Raw genomic sequence first — 19,989 nt, 5'->3', positions numbered from 1 at the left:
TTCGCCTGCCGAGTCCGTCAGGTCCACCAGCAGATCTGCGAACCGGTTTTCTGTGACGCCGATCGAATCGAAATACAGTCTGCGCAAACGGAACATCAGGGCTCCTCCGCTTCCCCCAGCTCCTGCCATGCCTCCGGCATCAGAGCTCCCGACATCTCGGCCAATCCGATTCGGAACCGGTCGTTGAGCACGTACGCTTCGCCGTGCTCGTCGTCCAGGGTCGGTTCCCGGCGCGCTCGCCCTTGCTCGACCAGAAACGCGAGCAGGTGGTTCACATACCAGCGGCGACAGTTGCGCAGCACTCCCCCGCGCTGCCCCGGCAGCACTTCGGGCAGGTCCATCCAGATACCGGCCGCCGCGCCGAGCTGCTGCTCCATCTCATCTGAGCCGGGCGGCCGCTCCACAAGTGCGGCGATGCGCCGATCGAGGAACCGCTCGAGCTCGCCGCGACGAACCGTGGGATTTACTGTATCGGCCAACGCCTCCCCGTTCGGGTACGCATAGGCGGCCAGCGCGACCAGAACCAGTCCGAAGCATCGCCGATCCTGCAGTCGCCCGTCACCGGACCTGATCGGCAATCCACAGCTGTCCAGGTTCACCGCGAACGGACCCTCGGCTCGGCCCGAGATCAGCAGTCCGAGTTGAGTCGCCGTATGGATATCGAGCGCGAGCCCATCAGCGATCCGGCCGACGATCTCCGCGAATCCGACGTCGGTTCGGTAGCGGTCCAGCAGAATCCGATATTGGCTCCCTGGTGCCGGTCTTTCCTTGGGGCCGAATGCATAACGCAGTAGCCGCGCCGCATCGGAGATATCGGCGGAATTCATGCGATCTCCTCGGAGTCGAGATCCATTCGGTCCAACGAGATCGGCGACGCCAATAGCAAATCCGATCCCGAATACCGCTCATCAGCCAGTTGACGGTCGTCCAGCGTCGCTACGAGCGCGGCCACCGCAGCAGCCAGGTCGGTGCTCTGCGGCCGCTCCTCTGGTGTCGCATCGGCATCGACGACGAATGTCCACAGCGCGGCACCCCACAGGATGTCCAGTAGCCGCGCCGGATCGGCGACATCGGCCGCGCGGTCTCGCCCGGCTGTCAGCAATTCCGACAGCCTCGCCGGCTTTTCCGAAACACCGCTCAGTATTTCGGCGGCCACTGCCGCCGAATCCGCAGGTATGGAGTCACCGATAGCCTCACCCAACTCGCCCGGATCGTCGATATCCGGCGGACGGCGTTCCTGCGCTACGGGGATACGGAGCAGAATGTCACACAGGTCGCCGAGCCCCCAACATGCCGGACGCACCGGCGGCGCGACGCCCGTGATCAATCGTTCGGCAACGATCTCGAGCAGGTCGTCGCGACCCAGCGCCGGATCGAGAACATCCCGCGACAAATCGATGGCCACCGCTAGACCCCTCGGCTGAAACCGCTGCACCGCCTGCGCTTCCAGGAATACCGGAATAGCTTGTTGCAGATAACGTTCCAGTCGAATCCACACCTCCTGGCCGCGCTGCACCTCCTCGTCGATGCTGCGGCACACCGTCGCCGCGCCAACGTCGCTGAAGAATTTCGCCGCGAGCTCACGCAATTGGTGATCGCGCTCGAGCTGCTGCCCCACTTGGCCCACCACGTCGGTCAACCAGACCGGCATCTCACCCTGCCAATCCACCGCCGACACATCGCGTTTGGTGTCGGCCAGCCGCTCACGCAGGCTGGCCGACAGACCCCGGGCCGTCCGGGTGGCCTGCCGGGCCGACTCCAGCGCCTTCTCGAACTCACCTGCGTTCATTTGTATTTCGACCATCAGCTTGAGCGCCAGCGCCCGATCCGCGAGATCGGTATTCAACGCCTGCAGGTACAGAACGATGGCTTCATCGCTGGCCGTGACGCATGGCCCCGCTTCACTATCGGCCAACCGCAGCAGTCGAAAACGAAACTCCTCGGTTCGGGCCGGACCGAGCTCGGATTCCGGTTCGACCCAAACAGCTTCGTGCGGACGGCCGTTGTTCAGCACAGTCGCGAAGACCATCCTTGCGACCTTCGACCACGGCCGATCCGGATCCACCGGATGCATGCGCCTGGACAGTTGAGTCAGATGATCGACCGCGGCGCTCGGCGTCACAGCTCCTTCGAGACTCGCCTGATGGACGACCACATAGTCGATCAGCCGAAGTGCTAGCTGTGCGAGGTCATAGCCCCGATGATCGAACTCCGCTCGCGGCGCGGCCCGATTCAGCAACTCGAAGACCGGGCTCAACAATTGCAGCGTTTGCCAACGCCCGCGCAGTTCGGTTATCGGGCCACGCGACCTTACCGCCATACCACCACCCTCTCGCCGACCAGATCCAGGCCAGGCCGATGCGACGTTCGAGCAGACTATCGACCAGTACCGACAAGACGTTCCAAACGCTGTCCACCGATCAGGCGGAAACAACCGCCACCCCCCGGTATGGACTTCCGTGCTCGCCGATTGAACGGAGCTCTACAAGGCAACTCGCTTGCGACTCGGCGAGCCGGGCGAACAGTACATCACGAATCATGCTGCACTGCAACGAATTGACGTTCGCCGCCCGATGAAGACAGCCCTGGCAACATACGAGTACACGACCACGTCAACCTTCGAATCGATCATAAAACAGTTTCGAATGATCAGAGTCGATGTATGTTATGGGCATGACTGTGGCGGCGGATCGGCATGCGGAGATCGTTCGGGCGTTGCAGGCCGGTGAGGTGGTTACCGTCGCGGAACTGGCCCGCGCATTGCGGACATCGGAGGTTACGGTTCGGCGTGATCTGGCCGAACTGGAGCATGCCGGGGTGCTGCGGCGGGTGCGCGGCGGCGCGGTCAGTTCGATGCTGCGGGGCGAGGGGCTGCCGTTCGCCATGCGGGAGTTGGAGCGCGGCGAGGTCAAGGCCCGGATCGCCGCCGCTGCGGTCTCGTTGATCGCCGATGGCGAATCGGTCGTACTCGACAGCGGCACAACAGGTTTGGCTGCGGCGCACGCGTTGAGCTCGCGCCGGGTGACGGTGGTGCCGCTCGCGGTCAATTCGCTCGCGGTACTCGCGACGGCGGCGCGGGTTTCGCTGCTGCTGCCGGGCGGAACCGTGCGGACAGGTGAGTTGTCATTGGTCGGACCGATGGCCGAGCAGAATTTGTCGACGCTTCGATTCGACACAATGTTGTTGACCTGCTGCGGTTTCAGCGCACACCGCGGGGTGACGGCCTACGACCTGCAGGACGCGGCGGTCAAGCGGGCGGCCATGTCCGCGTCGACGCGGACCATCGCGATGGTCGACTCCAGCAAATTCGCGCGCACGGCGATGGCCGTCGTCTGCCAGACCTCGGCGATCGATATCGTCGTCACCGATACCGACGCCCCGCACGATGCGGTCGCCGCGTTACGCGCCGAAGGCATCGAGGTGCATCGTGTCTGATTCGGCGGGAGCCGCGACCATCGCCCGAGCGAAACCGCATGTCCGCGCGCATGTTTCGATCGCGGCGACATTCTTCGTGCACGCACTGCTGTTCGCATCGTGGACCGCGCACATCCCGCACATCAAGGACCGATTGCAGCTCGACGACGGAGCTTTGGGCACCGCGCTGCTCGGCGCCCCGATCGGTTCGGTGACGGCGATGACGATCGCGAGCTGGTTGCTGCCGCGGCTCGGCAGCAAGCGCATGATCCAGGCAACGGTGGTCGGCTACGCGGCAGGCGGGGTGGCGGTCGGACTCGCGGATTCGACGATCCTGCTGTTCGCCGCGCTCGCGTTCTGGGGCCTGTTCCAGGGCGCGCTCGACGTGGCGATGAATACCCAGGCCGTGACGGTGGAGCGGGCGGTGGCCGCGCCGATAATGTCTCGGCTGCACGGGATTTGGAGTATCGGCGGATTCTCGGGCGCACTGGTCGGCGCGGGCGCCGTCGCGATCGGCCTCGAGTTGAGCGTCCAACTCGCCGGGCTCGGCTCGATCGCGATCGCGCTGATCTGGGCGCTGTCCCGGCCACTTATCGCCGACGGCGCGAAACCCGCCGCAACCGAGCCCAATCCGACGCGCGGACACCTCTCCGTGACGGTATTGACGTTGGGCGGCATAGCTTTTGCCTCGATGTTGTGCGAGGGCGCGGTTGCCGACTGGTCGGCGACCTATCTCCGCGACGACCTCGGCGCCGGTGCGGCGTCGTCCGGCCTCGGCTATGCGGCGTACGCGTTCACGATGGTGCTGACCAGGCTGAACGGCGCTGTGCTGCAACGCCGATTCGGTAACAGGACGCTTCTTCCGGCGCTGGCGACGGTGTACGCGGTCGGCATGTGCGCGGCATTGGCGGTTCGCCAGCCGACGGTCGCATTACTCGGTTTCGCCGCGATGGGGGTCGGGCTGGCATTGCTCGTCCCGAGCGCGTTCAGCGCGGCCGGCGCTGTCGGCCAAGACAATTCGCACGGCTCGGCTATCGCGGCCGTCGCGGCGCTCGGCTGGTTCGGCTACGTTTCGGGACCGCCACTCATCGGCCACCTGGCCGACCGCACCGGACTGAGCGCCGCCCTGTGGATGCTCCCCGCGCTCGCCATCGTGATCGCGGCGACGGCACGGTTCAGCGGAGCCTTCGGCATCGACGCGCCGCGTCGGTGGTTCCGGAAGCTCTGGGATCGGCGCTCCCCCACTGGCTTTCCCCGGATTCGGCCGACCGGGAACCGATGTCCTGATGAATGCTGACCGAGCCCCACATCCGGGAATCCTCGGTGCACTCGCGGTATGTCGAATGGATGTGGACGGAGTGGAAGATGGGCATACCTCGGCCTCGATGGTGTGGGCGCATGCAGTCGCCTACGGGAACCGTCGAGCGCGGGTAACGCCCCGGATGTGCGGGGGCGCCACAACCTCATCGGGAGGTACGCGTGGTACGGGATGGCGGGAGGACCGCCGGAAGGGGCCGACCTCGAAGTGACATACCGCAATTCAGGACAGTAGTCGAGCCATGATCGGTATCCATTGACAATTGCGGCCAACCTGGCTGTCACTCGCCATCCGGCTCATCGAATTTCACCAGTGCGAAACCGATGGTCTTCGATACCTCCGGATCGATGGGACGCCAGGTGAAGGTGCCGGACATCCAACCGCCTGCCAATCGGCGCGCTCGAACACGTTCTCGCACATGCCCTTCGGCGAACGCACGGGCGCGGATCTCGGGCATCCGGGCGATATCGTCCGGATGCAGCCCAGGCCGCTGGCCGCTGCTGGCGCCGTGTCCCAGGCCGGGCGGGAAACCCGGAATCCATTTCAGGATGCAGGTGACCGGCCACCGCCAGTCCCAGATATTGCCGAACTGCCCACTGGACTCGATGGCCGCGTGCGCCAGGTTGACATCCATTATCTCCCTGCGCATCTCACGCGGGTCCATGGTGTCGGTGACGTCCTGGCACAGCACCCGCAGCCGCGGCCCCACCTCGGTCGTGACGTACCGTTGCGCGTACAGCAGCGCCCACGGCTGCCCGTCGCCGGTCTGCATGAGCAACGTCCCGGAGTCCACATAGCCGGGTTGCGCGTCGACGATCGACTCCCACATCCGCACGAGTTGCGGAGTCCGGGCGACCCGGATGAAAAAGTCCAACGGCCCGAACACCACTCGATCCCGGTGGGTTTCGGTGATCTCCAGCAGATCCACCAACTGCTGCGGCATATGCAGGCGCGGTGGACCGTTCGGAATCCCGAGCTCCCACTGGTAGGCGACGGTCGTCCGATGGTGAACCGGCGCTGCGGTATCGGCGTCGGCCGCGACCCGCACACCGGCGACGTTGTTGTCCGGACCGATCACCGGAAACCCGGCGATCGTGCGCGGTTCGTCGTCGGCGGTGCGGCCGGTCCGGACCACGGTGTCCCCCGTCGCGACGACCTCGGCGAGCAGACCGTTCATCAATGTCCGCTCGGCGCCCCGAAAGATGCTGGATACCTTGCGGAAATCGCGCGCGCGGCCGCCGTCGGCGATCAGCCGAGGTTCCGAACCCATTGTCTCGAACAGATATTCGTTGTGCCCCCCTGTCGGCACAGCACATCCTCTCTCGTACCGGACGTCGATCGAACCCAACAATAGTCCGGTCGAAAACCACTGGCGGCCAGCTACATCTGTGTCACGGCCGCAGTGCCGCGAGCGCGATCGGCGGCCGCAGCAGCGCCAGGCTGATCGTCGCCACCAGCAGCGATCCACCGGCGACGAGGAACGACAGCTCGGGTGCCACGTGGTAGAGCGGCAGCAGGGCGATGGGGGCGACGGCGGCCCCGCCGAACCGGAAGGCCGACACCGCGGACAGCGCGCCGCCCCGATTGTCGGGAACCTCACGGACAGTGAGGTTTTGCAGCGACACATTGAGCATCGAGTAGGCGACGCCCGCGCCGGTCCAGCAGATGACCAGCTCCAGCAGCGTTGTCGTCGATCCGGTCGCGATGACGAGCACCGCCGAGCAGACGGCGGCGATCGCCCCGCAGCGCCGGGCGCCGAACCGGTCGCCGAGCGCGCCCCAGCTCGCGCCGAGCAGCAGTCCGGCGACGCCGAATCCGAGCAGGGCGACACCGATCACGGCGGGCCGGACCCCCAGGTGCTCCCCGGCGTACAGCGCGACCAGGAACGGCAATCCGGCCGCGCCGAAGTAGCTGACGAACGCGGCCGCCGACAGCTTGCCCATCCGCCGATTCACCAGCGGCCGTAGGCGCGGTGCTCGGGTGCCTGGGCGGGGCGCTCCCGGCGGTGGCGCCAGCGCGAGCGCACCGGCCGCGACGGCGACGCCGACGAACGCCCAACGCCAATTCGTCGCTGCCGCAATGCCTCCGAGCAGTGGCGCCACCGACTGTCCGGCGGCCTGGCAGCTGGCGAGCAGTCCGACCGCTCGGCTCAGCCGGGCGGCGGGCACCATATCGGCCAGTCCGGATAGCAGCAGCGGCGAGATGAACGCGTTGGCGGTACCCATGATCGTCCGAGTTACCAACAGCGCCACCATATTCGGCGCCGCCGCCCCGGCCACCGCGGCGATCAGGTAGATCAGATAGGCGGCTAGCACGGTCCGGCGCCTGCCCCAGCGTTCCCCGACGGTCCCGGAGATCAGCTGTACGGCCGCGAAGGGAATGAAGTACGCGGTCATCGTCAGCGCCGTCGTATCGGTGCCGGCGTGGAACGAGCCGGCGATCTGCGGCAACATCGGGGCCACCACTCCGCCGCCGAGCGGGCCGAGTGCCGCGCCCGCGTATACGGCGAATATCCGGATTCCCGCTGTGGTCGCAGGTTTCTTCGTGCGTAATTCGTGGTCGATCATCAGCGCTCTTTCTGGGCATCGGCGGACGAAGCCCGCCGATAACGCTAGATATTCCGCACGCCGATGAGAAATGCCTGATGTGCCGAATCTATTTCCGCAGCGTATAGATCGATGTGCGCGTCAGTCCACCGAGGCCACGGCCACATCGATAAAACGGCGCAGCGGCAGCCGTTGCGACTGCGGCAAATATGCCAATCGAACCGGAAATGCAGGTGCGTTCAGCAATGGGATGAACATCACTCCGGGATGGTTTATCCGGCGCCGCCCGCTCGCAGGCGCGACGCCGATACCCCTGTTCGCGGCCACCGCTTCCACCCATTCGTCGTAGTTCGCGGTCTCTATCACCGACGCCGGACCCGCGCCGGGCGACCAGGACCACGGCCCGGTGGCCCCGCTGACCACGTTCGCCACCAGTGGCCAGCGCGGCACCTCGCGCCAATCGATGGATTCGGCGTCGCGCAGCTCCGACCGGATCGAGCACGCCACCGCGACGCGCGCCTCGTCGAACAGGTGCACCAGCCGGATCGACCGTTCCGCGTCGACATCCCCGCGGACCAGGGCGATATCGATCGTGTGCCGCCGCAGATCGGCCAGCGGGTCCTCGCAGCGGGTCACCTGCACCCGGTGGCCGCAGCTGCGCTCGAATTCGTCGATGGTTTTCTGCGCCCACGGATCCGGCATCAGCCAGCTGAAACCCAACCGGACCGTGCCCCGCTGGTGCAGCGCGTCGACGGCCCGGTTCAGCTCGCCGAGTGCGCGTTCCACCGGTTCCAGCAGCTCGCGGCCCTCGGCGGTCAGCGCGACGTGGCGCGAACTGCGGTCGAAAAGTCGGGCACGCACCGCGGTTTCCAGCTGCTGGATGGTGCGAGTAAGAGCAGGCTGGGTGATGTGCAATCGCTCCGCCGCCCGGGTGAACGACCGTTCCCGAGCCAATTCGATAAATGCGCGGAGTTGCCGCAATTCGACATCCATAAGCATCGAGCATAGACCGTGACCAGCCAGCATAACTGTGGTGCATACCGCATTCGGAATAGGAATTAAACCTGTCCGCATTCGATGCCTAGTATCCGTCCGGGAAAACATTCGAATAGAGAAGGGCAGGTCGGAAGTGGCGAAGGGATACTTGGTCGGCACCTATCGCTCGGTGCAGGATCCGGAAAGGCTGGCCGAATACGGAGCGCTCGCCAAACCGGCGCTGGAGGCGGCGGGTGGGCGGATACTGGCCCGCGGCGGCCGGGTTACCGGATTCGAGCTCGGCATCGCCGAGCGCACCGTGCTGGTGGAGTTCCCCAGTTACGCGGCGGCGCTCGCCGCCTACCGCAGCGCGAGCTATCAACAAGCCGTCGCCGTGCTCGGCGATACGGTGCGGCGCGATGTCCGGGTGGTCGAAGGTCTCGACTGACCGCGCCCAAAGCGGTTGGGAGCGGTGTGGTTCCGCCGTTCAGGGCCTGAACCAGGGTTTTCCCTGAGGTCCGCTGAGCGGCGGGCCACCAGGATGAGCAGGTGAAATTTTCTGGTGTGCTGACTGTTTCGGCATCTCTGTGTTTCTGCGGATACGGTCTGATCCGGCTTGCCGGAAAGGCGGGTGGGCTGTATGGTCCCGGTTTCGCCTGGCAGGCCGCGCATCTCGCCGGGCTGGCCGCAGTGGTGCTGTTCGTTCCGGTGGTGCTCGGCCTGGGTGGGGAACTGCCGCGCACCGCAGCCCGCAGCGGCGTCGTGGCCGTCACCATCGCCGGGTTGATCGCCGCGATCATTCAGTTCGGCGCCGATATCGTCGTCGCCGCCATGGCGAGCGACAACGCTCGGATGAACGAGCTCTACCACGATTTCTGGACCATCCCAGGCATCCACCTCGCGGTGTATACCGTTGGGCCGCAGCTTTTCTACCTCGGATTGGTAGTGCTTGCGATTCTGCTCGCACGGGCGGGCCGGCTGCCGTGGTGGAGTCCGGTCATGCTGATCGCGAGCGTACTGTTGTCCGCCATCTCGCTGGATCTCATATCCCTTGCGAGCTTCGGCATTCTCGGCGCGCTGCTGCCCGTTGCCCGTCGCGGCGGTCTACCCGCCGACGATGCTGCGGCACTGTGAGTCTCGGCTGGTCGGCGTTCGAAAGATGTGCACCGCATCGGTTTCCGGTCCCGGCGTGTAACGCCCGGACATATCCGTAAATGTCCCCGTCGATGCCCACCGGTACCGGCGGGGGCTCAACCGGAAGGAAACCGAATGTCATCTCCAAGCAGTAGAGCCGCGGCCATAGCCCGGCTCGCCGCGATCGCCGCGACCATGGCCGCCGTTCCGGCGGTCGTGGCCGGCGTCGCCGGTCCGGCCGAGGCGGCGACCGCCCCGCCGGTGCCGACCCCCGCAGTCGGGGCCGCACCGCTGACTCACCTGTCGACATTGCTCGGCCAGGGGGCCACCGTGGAGCTCACCGCCGCGCACGGCGTGCATCCGGACACGGTGGAACCGAATCCGTTCCATCAGTTCCATCAGTACAACGAGGGTCCATTCCGTCAGGGAACAGGCTTCGACCAGTTCAAGCCGTTCCACCAGGCGCCCCCGCCGGTCAATCCGCCGCCGGACCCCTTCCAGCAGCTGTCCCAACCCTGATCCGCGCACCCGCCCGTCGCCAGGCCGTGCACGTCCTGGCGGCGGGCGCCCCCCAGACGCCGACGCAAGAAGGATTGTGCCCCAAGTGGATTCGACCAACAGAAGTATGCAGATCGTGGTGAAGGTCTCGAAATTCTGCAATCTGCGCTGCCGATACTGTTATGAATACCCGGAACTCGGCAACCGCGCGGCCATGTCCAATGCGCAGGTGGCCGCCATGTACCGCAACCTGCGTGACTATATCCGATTCGCCGACAACCGGGACGGCGCGCGGACGAGGCTCGAATTCATCTGGCACGGTGGCGAACCGCTGCTGCAGCCTGCACAGTTCTACCGACAGACGTGGGCCGATCAGCGGGAGATATTCGGCGCGGAGATCCCGACGGGCAACAGCGTACAGACGAATCTCGTTGTGCTGGACGACGAACGCCGCCAGTTGCTCGGCGAGGGTTTCGACTCCGTCGGCGTATCCATCGACGTGGCAGGCGGATTGCGGGTGAACGCGGCGGGGCGTGACTCGCAGGACCGCGTGGCGCGGAACCTGGACACGCTGCTGGCCGACAGTATCCCCTTCGGCTGCATATCGGTCCTGACCGCACAGAACATCCATGCCGTCGACGAGGTGTTCCGCTTCTTCGAGGAACGGAATCTGCACTTTCGGGTGCTGCCACTGTTCGATACCGGCGAACCCGGCCAGACCACACCGTTCGAGGTGAGCAGGGAGCAGGAGTTGTCCGCGCTCGCGCGACTGGTCGATCTGTGGCTGGCGGGCGAGACGATGGCGCGACCCCCGGCTCCGCTCGACGGCTATGTGCAGTTCGCGGCCCAGCATCTGGCCGGGGCCCAGCGGACCGAGTATTGCGACCGCCGGGAATGGCTGCCGGTGCTGTTGGTCAACACCGACGGTTCGTGCTTCACCTACGGTGAACCCTACGGCGATCCCGAATGGTCGATCGGCAATATCTTCACCGAGCCGTTCGCCGATATGCTGGCGGGCCCGGTCTTCGAACGCTGCGCGGTCGAGGCCGAGCGCAGGGTGGCTCGAAACTGCTTGTCCTGCCCGTTCTTCGACGTCTGCGGCGGCTCGCTGGTCGCCGATACCGAGACCCGCGATCGCGACCAGGACGGCCACGGCACCCTGCTGTGCACCGCCAGGCCGATGATCGCCTACATCATCGAGCAGCTGCGCGGCCGGGTACCCGAGACGGTAGCGCAGTGGCAACGACAGCACGCCGTCGCATAACCGCGAAATACGCGGCACCCCAACCACTTACCGACCCCCGGAACAACCATGCTGATCCGAAAAGATATCGACCACCCCGGCCTCCTCGACGGAATGACCCTAATGCTCCCGTCCGGCGCACCGGCCGCCGGACGGGTGGAACTGAGTTCCGGCGTCCTTCCGGCGACCGAAACCATTTGCGCCACAACGTATTCCGATGGCGCGATGGTACCCAACCAGCGGTGGCGACCACCGACCTGTCACGAACGCTCCGTCCTGTACGGCACGCCCGCCCCGCAGGCGCGGCCCGGTGACTGGATCACCGTTCTTCCCGTTCCCGCTCAGGTGCTTTCGGCGTTCACCGCACTGCGCGCCGCAGCGGCCGACGGCGATGGGCAGGCACTGAGATCACTGATCGACGGTCCGGCGGGCCGCATGGCGCTGGTCGAGGCGATCCGCTGGGCCATGACGCTGAACGACCCGGCGCGGCCCGGTATCGAAAACCCGCTCATCTACGGCAGAACACCCGCGGGGAATCCGACGATGACGACGGGAGATGACGGCCGCAGGGTCGGACTGCACGTCGACAGTTGGGACGACAGCCCGCTGGCGGAGCGCGCGACGGCGCCGAATCGCCTGTCCGTCAACGTAGGTCATCACGACCGCTGGCTGCTCTGCGTCAACGCTCCCCTCCAGGCGATGGAGCGGGCGCTGCGCCGACGCGGGCTGCTCGACGGCGCGGACAACCCGCGCCGCGCCCTGGGCAATCGCTTCATGGAGGTGTTCCCGCGTTATCCGGTCACGAAGATCACCATCCACCCGGGCGAGGCCTATATCGCCCCCACCGAGAACATGCTCCACGACGGCTACGCCGAACCCAACGGACAGATAGATCTCCAGTTCTGTTGCCGCGGCTACTTCGTTGTCCCGCACGGAATCTCGACGCACACGCGGTAGCCGCGGTCGACCCGGTCAACCAATTCGCATACTGCTTCCGTCCCTACTCGCGGATCTCGTTCAGCAGCGCTTCGGCGAGGGCCTCGACATGGGGTGGCCGGACGATGCCGTAGTGATCGCCGGGCAGCTCGACGATCCGGGCGTCGCCCGTGCAATGCGCGAGCCACGCGGCGGCGGTGGCCGGGGTCGCACCGTTCGCCGCGTGGTAAAAGCGAACGGCGCCCGCGTAATTGGGAGCCCGGTAGGTCAGCAGCGCCCGGGTGTTGCGGGAGAATCGGGTGACGATGGCGGTCAGCGTGGCGGCGTCCACGTCGGCGGGCAGGACGCCCGTGGCGCGCGCCCAGTCGTGCAGATCGTCGAGGGAATCGAATTCTACTGGTGCCCACTCGATTCCGGCGAGGCCCGCGAGATCCCTCGCGAACCAGGACAGGAGTGTGGCGTCCGCGGGGATATCCGGATTCCGGGGGCTCGGCGGTTCGAGCACATCTACCATGGCGACGAATTCGACCTCGGCGCCCCGCCGGTTCAGCCGTGCCGCCATCTCCAGCGCGATCATGCCGCCCATGGACCAGCCGCCGAGCCGGTACCGGCCGCGTGGGAGTGCGTCGACGTAGTGCGCGGCCAGCTCTGGAATTGTGGTCAGCGGCTCGTCGGTGTCCGGTACCTGTAGCGCGTACACCGACTGGTCGGGGCCGAGCCGCGAAGCCAGATCCGAGTAGCAGAGCACATCGCCGCCGACCGGATGCACCAGGATCCACGGTGTCGCCGAACCGGTTTCCCTGATCGGCACCAGTGCGCGCCGACGAGCCCGCCCTTCGCGCACCACCTCGGCCAGCGTGGCGATGGTGGGGTGCTCGAAGAGGACGGACAGGGGTAGCGCACGGCCCAGCTGTGTGCCGATGCGGGCCATCAGGCGCACCGCGAGCAGCGAATTTCCGCCCAGCGCAAAGAATGTGGTGTCCATGCCGAAGTTCCGGCCGGGGAACAGCTCGGCCCAGATATCGGCCAGCGTCCGTTCGACGTCGTCGCGCGGCGCGACCAGCGCGGGCGGGGCAGCCGGGGACAGTTCGATCAGGGGCAGTGCGGCGCGATCCAGTTTTCCGTTGCGGCCCAACGGAAGTGCGTCGAGCAGCATGATATGCCTCGGCACCAGGTAGTCGGGCAGTTCCGCGCGCAGCGCCGTCACCAACTCGTCGGGTGTCACGGCGTCGGCAACGGCGTACGCGGCCAGCCGCCGATCCTGCTGTTCGCCGACGACAGCGGCCGCGGCGGCCCGAACTCGGGGGTCGCGCAGCAGCGCCGCCTCGATCTCACCGAGCTCCACCCGATAGCCGTTGATCTTGACCTGTGTGTCGCGGCGACCGAGGAATTCGATGGACCCGTCCGGCAGGTAACGCCCGAGATCCCCGGTGCGGTACATCCGTTCGTCGGTCGCCGGGTGCCGGACGAAGGCGGCCTTCGTCTTGGCCTCGTCGCCGAGATAGCCTCGGGCAAGGCCCGCGCCCGCGATGTACAGCTCACCGGGGACCCAGGTCGGGCATGGCCGCCACGCCTCGTCGAGTACGTGGAATCGCTGGTTGCGCAAGGGTTTTCCGTACGGGATCGACGTCGCAGCCGGGTCGACCCTGTCGATCGGGTGGTGGATCGACCAGATCGAAGCCTCTGTCGCGCCACCGAGACCGCAGATCACGGTGGCGGGGGCCAGCTTTCGGATGCGGTCCGGCAGGGTCACCGGGATCCAGTCGCCGCTCAGCAGCACCACCCGCAACGGAACCGGCGCGGGTCGCGCTGTCAGGTGATCGACGAACATCTCCATCAGCGCGGGCACACTGTTCCACACGGTGACTCCGTGCGCGGCAACGAGATCCGCCCACCGAGCCGGTTCCCGATGTGCCGCGGGCTCCGGCAGCACGAGTGCCGCGCCGGCCGCCAGCGTGCCGAAGATGTCGTAGACGGACAGGTCGAAATTCAGCGCGGACAGTCCGAGCACCCGGTCCCCCGGGCCGATCCGGAACCGATCGTTGATGTCGAGCACGGTGTTGCGGGCGGCGCGATGCTCGATCATCACACCCTTGGGCGTTCCGGTGGATCCGGAAGTGAAGATCACATATGCCAAATCATCCGGCCTGGCGGAACACGGCAACGGCGCGCCATCGGTCGACTCGTCCGGTTCGGGTTCGTCGACGCACAGCAGATCTACGCCGCTCGGCCACTCGGTGCGCTGTTCGACCGCCCGCTCGGTCAGGACCGCCGCGACGCCCGACTCGGCGAGCAGCACCCGCAACCGCTCGGCCGGAACGTCGGCGTCCATCGGCACATAGCCCGCGCCCGCCCTGAGCGTGCCGAGCACGGCGACCACCTGATGCGCGCCCTTGTCCAGCACAACCGCCACCAGCGCTCCGCCGCCGACACCCCGATCCCGCAGGCGGCTCGCCAGCCGCGCCGACCGCGTTTCGAGCTCGCCGTACGTGAGGGTCGCCGCGGCCGAGATCACGGCGACGGCATGCGGATTCTCCTTGGCCCGCAACAGGAACGGCTCGTGCAGCAGGCCCGCGTCGACGGATTCGCCGGTGGCGTTGGCCGACCGGCGAGCCAGCAGATCGGCATCGGGCGCGAGGATCGGGGCCGGCCGCTGCCACGCGGACTCGTCGGCGGCCAGGCGACGCAGCAGTCCGGCGTACGCGCCGAACATCGTCTCGATCATGCCGTCCGGGAACAGACCGGTCACCACATCCCAGTTGACGACCAGTTCGCCTGCCTCCTCGATGATCTGGTGATCCAGCCACACCTGGGGTGTGCGAACGCAGCTGTACACCTCCGTCGCCGCCTCGCCGAGCCCGAGCAGGTGATGCACCATGCCGGTCATACCGCCCGCGCCGTCCCGGCCCGCGAAGTTGACCATGCTGGCGAACACCACCGGCATACTGGCGCCGATGATGTTGCCGCGCAGCAGATTCACCTCGCGCAGCACCTCGACACCGGACATGTCGCCGTGTTCCAGATCCGTCCACAGCCGGCTCTGAATCCGTTCGACGGTGCGGGCGAAGGTTTCGTCGGCGAGGTCCACCGCGAGCAGGGTTGTGGTGCTGAAGTTCCCGACAACGGAGTCCACCTGCTCGTGTGACATCACCCGGTTCGCGAACATCACATTGAGGGTGAAAGAGCTTGTGCCGCTCCATGCGGCGAGAATCCACGCGTACGCGGTGCACAGCGCCGCGGACGGGGTGACGCCGTGCGCGCCGGCGATCCTTCGCAGCTCGGTCCATTCCGCGGCGGACAATGTCGTAGTGTGGTGGGTGAATTCGGGGATGCCGACCTCGGCCGGGTTTATGGCGAGCGGAAGCCTTGGCGCCCCGGGTAATTCGGCGATGCGCTCACGCCAGTACCGCTCGGCATCGGCGCGCCGGCGGGCATTGCGCCGCTCCCGCAGCGCGGCAAGGTAGTCGCGGAAGGTCAGCGTCAGCTCCGGCAGCGCGTGCGGACCATCCCGGTATACCGTGGCCCATTCCCGGAACAGCAGCGCCGCGCTCCAGCCGTCGACCACCAGCGCATCGAGACCGATGTGCAGCCGGGTGGTTCGTGCGTCCAGCCGGGTGGCCCTGACGTCGAAAAGCGGCCAGGTGGCCGCATCCAAGACCTGGCCCTTCGACTCGCTTCTGATGCGATCGAGCGCGGCGTCCCGTTCGGAGGCCGACAGGTCGGCGAGATCCACTGTGCGGATGGTGAATTCGGGTACCGTCGGCAACACTCGCTGGGTGCCGTCCGCGCTGACCACCGCGCGCAGCATGTCGTGCCGCCGAATCAGCACCCGCAGCGCCGAGGTGAGCCGGTCTATTTCTAGGCCGACGATATCGACTTCGAAATAGGAATAGGTTGAGACTCCGCCGAGTTCGAACGCCGTCGACCGGCCGACCAGATATGCGTGCTGTAAATCGGTGAGCGGGAACGGATCATGACGACCGGCCTCGTCCGGCGTCGACGGCGCGGACTCGTGCCCCTCCGCTTCAGGCGCGCCGACCAGGTCGGCGATGAAACTGTCGACGCTGGGCGCGTTCAGGAATGCGTCGAGCGGCGGGGCCACGCCCAGGTCGTCGCGCAGCGCGTCCTGCGCCTCCAGCGCCATCCATGAGTCCAGGCCGAGATCGGTCATGGGGATGCCGGGGTCGAGATCGGCTTCGCGGATGTCCAGAACCCGGGCCAGCGTTGCGATCACGACGGTGCGTACTCGGTCGGCATCGTTGAACGGCTGTGCGGCAACATGATTCGGTGCGGCGGTGGTCGGCGCATCGCGCATCGGCTCGACGGAAGCGTCATCATGCACCGAATCGGCAGCAGACGCTTCGCGCATCGGTTCGAGGGAAACGTCATCTAGCGCCGAATTGGCGACAGCCGCACCGGGTATCGACTCAATGACAGCGGTCACCGACGCAGCGGCAGCTGCACCGTGTATCGGCTCGGCGACAGCGCCATCGAGCACCGACCCAGCGGCAACATCGTCCAACACCGGCTCGGCGGCAAGCACTGACCCGGAATCCACCGAGTCCTGGGTGCGGGTCGAGTCGTGGACGATGACAGGGCAATCCCGAGCCACCACGCGGAATTCCACGCGATGAGCCTCGGCGACGACTCTGCCGGAGGCATCCGCGAGAAAGAACGATGCCAGCGGCGGATTCGGATCGACTCGGCAGTAACAGTAGAGCGGCTGGCCGGTGGTCGTGCCCTGCCAGACGAATCGCTCTATCCGAGTGACCACGGGTGGCTGCTCGGGTAGACAACCGAAAACGGTGTGGAACATCGCTTCCAGCAATCCGGGGTGCGGCGTGCGCCCATCCCAGCGGATGTGCTCGGGCGAGCTGAGCCGAGCCATCGCCGCATCGTCGGCGTACCAGATATGTTCGGCCCAGCGCGCCGCCGGACCGAGGTACACGGCGCGCCGCCACAGCCGCCGGTACAGGTCGTCGGCGGTCAGCTCGCCGGTCAGCCGACCTCGCATCGCGGCAACATCCATCGTGGACGGCTCGGCGGCGATATCGGTGCGCCCCTGGCAGATTTGGTCCCAGTCGGCGGGTTCGGCCGCGTCGGTCGAATGAAGCCGAAACGAACCGTCGGGCTCCACCACGAACTGGACGCGCCTGCGGTCGTCCGGTTCCAACCACAGCGCCCGAGTCAGCTCGTAGTCCCGAATGGTCACCGCCCCGGTCCCGGTCAACTCTCGCGCCGCGTCCGCCGCCATGGCCAGGTGCACACCAGCCCCGACCAGTGGACTGCCGTCCACCACATGCTCATCGATCGCCCGATACATCACTGGTGCCAGCGTCGATTCGAATTGCGCAGTGGGCAGCGGGGATTGCAATCGTCGGCCGAGCAGCGGCGGTTCCTCGGACCGCCCGGCCGCCCCATGGCGATCCCGCCGGAACGGATAGGTCGGCGCGGTCACCAAACGCCGCCCCCTGCCCTCATCGAAACGGCGCCAGTCGATCGCGACACCCGCGGTATGCAAGGCGGCAACACACTCCCCCAGCACCTGCCAATCGTCCCGTCCCCGACGCAGCGTCGGCAACAACAGCGCGCCCGGCACCGCAGCCTCCGCCGGACCGAGCAGTGTCGGGGTCGGCCCCAGTTCCACAAAGGCGCCGACACCCTGCGTCGCCACCGCACGCACCTCGTCGGCGAATCCGGCAGCCACACCGCTCAACTCACTCGGCGCACGGTCGAAACCGCCTACCGCGGACACCGACTCTGCCGCCGCACGATCCAACCCGCCTAGCGTGCGGTCCGACCTGCCCGCCGCAGACTCCAACCCTGCCGCCGCACCATCCAATCCGCCTGGCATACGGTCCAACCCGCCTACCGCGGACTCCGACCTTGCTGCCGCACGATCCAATCCTCGTGGCGCGCGGTCGCACCCGTCACACGCGCGATCGGATCCCCCCGGAACACCGTCGATCCCACCAGGTGAAAAACCGGTCCCGCCACGCGCACCGCTCTCTGCGGCCAACCGTAACCCGGTCGAGAAATCCAATGCACCCTTTACACATTCAGCCACCAGCCCACCGACACCGCGGCCGAGCAGCACATCCGCTTCGATACCCCAATGCCGCAACAGTCGGGCGAGTGCGTACTCCACGGCGAACAGCGCGGGGCGGGCGTAGCGGGGCTGGGCGAGCAGATCGTCGCGGTTGAGCACATCCGGTAGTGGGCAGCCGAGCAGTGGCCGCAGTACTTCATCGGCTTCGGCCAGGGTTTCCCGGAAGCGTGGCTCCGTATCGAGCAGCCGACTACACATGCCCGGGTAGACCGCGTCTTCCCCGGAGAACAGGAAGACGATCCGCCCGCCGGGGGGCTGGGAGCCCAGCTCCGCGAGGCGTTTCCGCATGCCCCGCGCGGTGCTCGCGGTGACTGCCGCGCGATATGGAAACAAGGCCCGGCCGATGTTCGCGGTGAAACACAGGTCCGCGAGCCGATTGTCATCGATCGCCGACAATCGGGCGGAGTATGCGGCGGCCAGTTTCGTCAGGGCGGCGACCGATTTCGCCGACAGGGCAAGGACGTGCGCGGTGCGATCCGGCCCGGCCGGGTCGTTTCCGGCTGTGCCGCAGGCCCGTTCGAGGATGACGTGCGCGTTGGTGCCGCTGGCCCCGAACGAGCTCACTCCTACGACGGGCGGCCGATCGGGTGGCAGCGTGGTCAGCTCGGTGGGGACCGAGATGCCAGTTCCGGCAATGGGATTGAGTGTTTTCAGGTGTGGATGCGGCGGAATCTCACCGTGCGCGAGGCACAGCACCGCCTTGAGCAGGCCCGCGACACCCGCGGCCGGTTCGAGATGGCCGATATTCGACTTCACCGAACCCACCAGCAGCGGCCGACCGTCGCGGTCCGCGCCGAGTGCGGTGCGCAACGCGCGCAGCTCCGCCGCATCCCCCATGGGCGTGCCGGTGCCGTGCGCCTCCACATAGTTGATCCGTTCGGGCGGCAGGTCCGCGGCGCGCAATGCCGCACGGATCAGGTCGATTTGGGCGTCGGTGTCCGGTGCGGTGATGCCGCGGCTGCGGCCGTCGGAGTTGACCGAGGAACCGCGGATCACCGCCCAGATGCGGTCGCCGTCCGCTGTCGCATCGGTCAGACGTTTGAGCACGACGACGCCGCAACCCTCGCCGCGCACATAACCGTCGGCGGTCGCGTCGAACACTCGACAGCGTCCGGTCGGCGACAACATTCGCGCCTCGGACAGCACCCGGAACCAGTACGGGGACAGCAGGATATTGGCCCCGCCCGCCAGCGCGAGATCGGATTCGCCGGCACGCAGGCTCTGGGCGGCCAGATGCACGGCGACCAGCGATGACGAGGTCGCCGTGTCGATGGCGACGGCAGGCCCGCGCAGCCCGAGATGGTACGCGAGCCGCCCCGCCGCGAACGAGGCCGCGCCGCCGGTGAGCGCATGCCCGGATACCGAATCCATTGGCCCGGAAGGAATTCGCACACCCTCGTCATGGGATACGCCGACGAACACCCCGACCGCCTCGCCGACCAGCCGGTCGGCGGGGCATCCGGCATGTTCCAGTGCCTCCCACCCGACCTCCAGCAGTAGCCGGTGCCGCGGGTCGACGGCCGCGGCCTCGCGAGGCGAGATCCCGAAGAACTCGGCGTCGAATTCGTCTATGCCGCTGAGTAATCCGGCCCGATGCGGAACAGCCATCCGGGATTTCGGCATCTCGACGACACCATCGCCGCCCGCGCGCAGGAACCGCCAGAACGATTCGGGGCTCGACACCCCGCCCGGCATCCGGCACGCCATGCCGACGAGGGCGATCGGCTCCGCCGCCCGGGACAGCGCACCCTGCCCGGCCGAATGCGACTGCGCTGCACCGAGATCGACCATCGAACGTTCCATCGTCTGCGTCGTG

General features: G+C 67.0%; 13 protein-coding genes. 7 read left to right on the top strand and 6 right to left on the bottom strand.

Translation table 11 applies throughout. From position 1 onward, the window contains the following. Positions 1-95 precede the first annotated feature (95 nt). Both F5544_RS18250 and F5544_RS18245 read right to left on the bottom strand, forming a co-directional pair. On the bottom strand, positions 96-827 hold the full coding sequence (locus tag F5544_RS18250) for a hypothetical protein (protein WP_167474293.1): 732 nt from the start codon (positions 825-827) through the stop codon (positions 96-98). Continuing rightward, entirely contained in the window at positions 824-2,320 is a 1,497-nt protein-coding gene (locus F5544_RS18245) for a hypothetical protein (RefSeq protein ID WP_167474292.1), read from the bottom strand. Before F5544_RS18245 ends, F5544_RS18250 begins: the two co-directional genes overlap by 4 nt. A 353-nt stretch (positions 2,321-2,673) precedes the next feature. Here F5544_RS18245 and F5544_RS18240 point away from each other — a divergent pair, with 353 nt between their 5' ends. Next, on the top strand, positions 2,674-3,435 hold the full coding sequence (locus tag F5544_RS18240; protein ID WP_167474291.1) for a DeoR/GlpR family DNA-binding transcription regulator: 762 nt from the start codon (positions 2,674-2,676) through the stop codon (positions 3,433-3,435). Continuing rightward, entirely contained in the window at positions 3,428-4,711 is a 1,284-nt protein-coding gene (locus F5544_RS18235) for an MFS transporter (RefSeq protein WP_238847311.1), read from the top strand. Before F5544_RS18240 ends, F5544_RS18235 begins: the two co-directional genes overlap by 8 nt. A 301-nt stretch (positions 4,712-5,012) precedes the next feature. Here the strand turns inward: F5544_RS18235 and F5544_RS18230 are convergent, their stop codons facing one another. From F5544_RS18230 to F5544_RS18220, 3 genes are all read right to left on the bottom strand, one after another. Then, the gene (locus F5544_RS18230) at positions 5,013-6,041 is read right to left on the bottom strand and encodes a GAF domain-containing protein (protein WP_167474289.1); all 1,029 of its coding nucleotides are present in this window, start codon (positions 6,039-6,041) and stop codon (positions 5,013-5,015) included. A gap of 82 nt (positions 6,042-6,123) precedes the next feature. Next, positions 6,124-7,299 carry an MFS transporter gene (locus F5544_RS18225; protein ID WP_167474288.1) on the bottom strand — a complete coding sequence of 392 codons (1,176 nt, stop codon included), beginning with the start codon at positions 7,297-7,299 and terminating at the stop codon, positions 6,124-6,126. Between the two features lie 120 nt (positions 7,300-7,419). Then, positions 7,420-8,271: a LysR family transcriptional regulator gene (locus tag F5544_RS18220; protein WP_167474287.1), complete on the bottom strand. Its 852-nt coding sequence runs from the start codon at positions 8,269-8,271 to the stop codon at positions 7,420-7,422. Positions 8,272-8,407: 136 nt separating this feature from the next. Between F5544_RS18220 and F5544_RS18215 the strand changes: the two genes are divergently transcribed. The 5 genes from F5544_RS18215 (at position 8,408) to F5544_RS18195 (ending at position 12,085) form a co-directional block, all read left to right on the top strand. Next, positions 8,408-8,701 carry a DUF1330 domain-containing protein gene (locus F5544_RS18215; protein ID WP_167474286.1) on the top strand — a complete coding sequence of 98 codons (294 nt, stop codon included), beginning with the start codon at positions 8,408-8,410 and terminating at the stop codon, positions 8,699-8,701. Positions 8,702-8,802: 101 nt separating this feature from the next. Next, a complete protein-coding gene (locus F5544_RS18210; protein WP_167474285.1) occupies positions 8,803-9,387 on the top strand; it encodes a hypothetical protein in 585 nt (194 codons plus the stop codon). Between the two features lie 135 nt (positions 9,388-9,522). After that, positions 9,523-9,906 carry a hypothetical protein gene (locus F5544_RS18205; protein ID WP_167474284.1) on the top strand — a complete coding sequence of 128 codons (384 nt, stop codon included), beginning with the start codon at positions 9,523-9,525 and terminating at the stop codon, positions 9,904-9,906. A gap of 85 nt (positions 9,907-9,991) precedes the next feature. Next, positions 9,992-11,149, top strand: a complete 1,158-nt coding sequence (locus tag F5544_RS18200) for a radical SAM protein (protein ID WP_167474283.1) — start codon at positions 9,992-9,994, stop codon at positions 11,147-11,149. 93 nt (positions 11,150-11,242) lie between these two features. Then, on the top strand, positions 11,243-12,085 hold the full coding sequence (locus F5544_RS18195) for a hypothetical protein (RefSeq protein ID WP_167474282.1): 843 nt from the start codon (positions 11,243-11,245) through the stop codon (positions 12,083-12,085). Positions 12,086-12,128: 43 nt separating this feature from the next. Here the strand turns inward: F5544_RS18195 and F5544_RS18190 are convergent, their stop codons facing one another. Next, the gene (locus tag F5544_RS18190) at positions 12,129-19,964 is read right to left on the bottom strand and encodes a non-ribosomal peptide synthetase/type I polyketide synthase (protein ID WP_167474281.1); all 7,836 of its coding nucleotides are present in this window, start codon (positions 19,962-19,964) and stop codon (positions 12,129-12,131) included. Between the last annotated feature and the right edge of the window lie 25 nt (positions 19,965-19,989).

Source organism: Nocardia arthritidis (genome assembly GCF_011801145.1).
GTDB lineage: Bacteria > Actinomycetota > Actinomycetes > Mycobacteriales > Mycobacteriaceae > Nocardia > Nocardia arthritidis_A.
Note: the sequence above shows the minus strand (reverse complement) of the source record. Positions and strands in the feature narration are given on the sequence as shown.

Coding starts and splice junctions, on each gene's coding strand:
- F5544_RS18250 (WP_167474293.1), bottom strand. CDS start 827: ATGAATTCCGCCGATATCTCCGATGCGGCGCGGCTACTGCGTTATGCA.
- F5544_RS18245 (WP_167474292.1), bottom strand. CDS start 2,320: ATGGCGGTAAGGTCGCGTGGCCCGATAACCGAACTGCGCGGGCGTTGG.
- F5544_RS18240 (WP_167474291.1), top strand. CDS start 2,674: ATGACTGTGGCGGCGGATCGGCATGCGGAGATCGTTCGGGCGTTGCAG.
- F5544_RS18225 (WP_167474288.1), bottom strand. CDS start 7,299: ATGATCGACCACGAATTACGCACGAAGAAACCTGCGACCACAGCGGGA.
- F5544_RS18220 (WP_167474287.1), bottom strand. CDS start 8,271: ATGGATGTCGAATTGCGGCAACTCCGCGCATTTATCGAATTGGCTCGG.
- F5544_RS18205 (WP_167474284.1), top strand. CDS start 9,523: ATGTCATCTCCAAGCAGTAGAGCCGCGGCCATAGCCCGGCTCGCCGCG.
- F5544_RS18195 (WP_167474282.1), top strand. CDS start 11,243: ATGACCCTAATGCTCCCGTCCGGCGCACCGGCCGCCGGACGGGTGGAA.
- F5544_RS18190 (WP_167474281.1), bottom strand. CDS start 19,964: ATGGTCGATCTCGGTGCAGCGCAGTCGCATTCGGCCGGGCAGGGTGCG.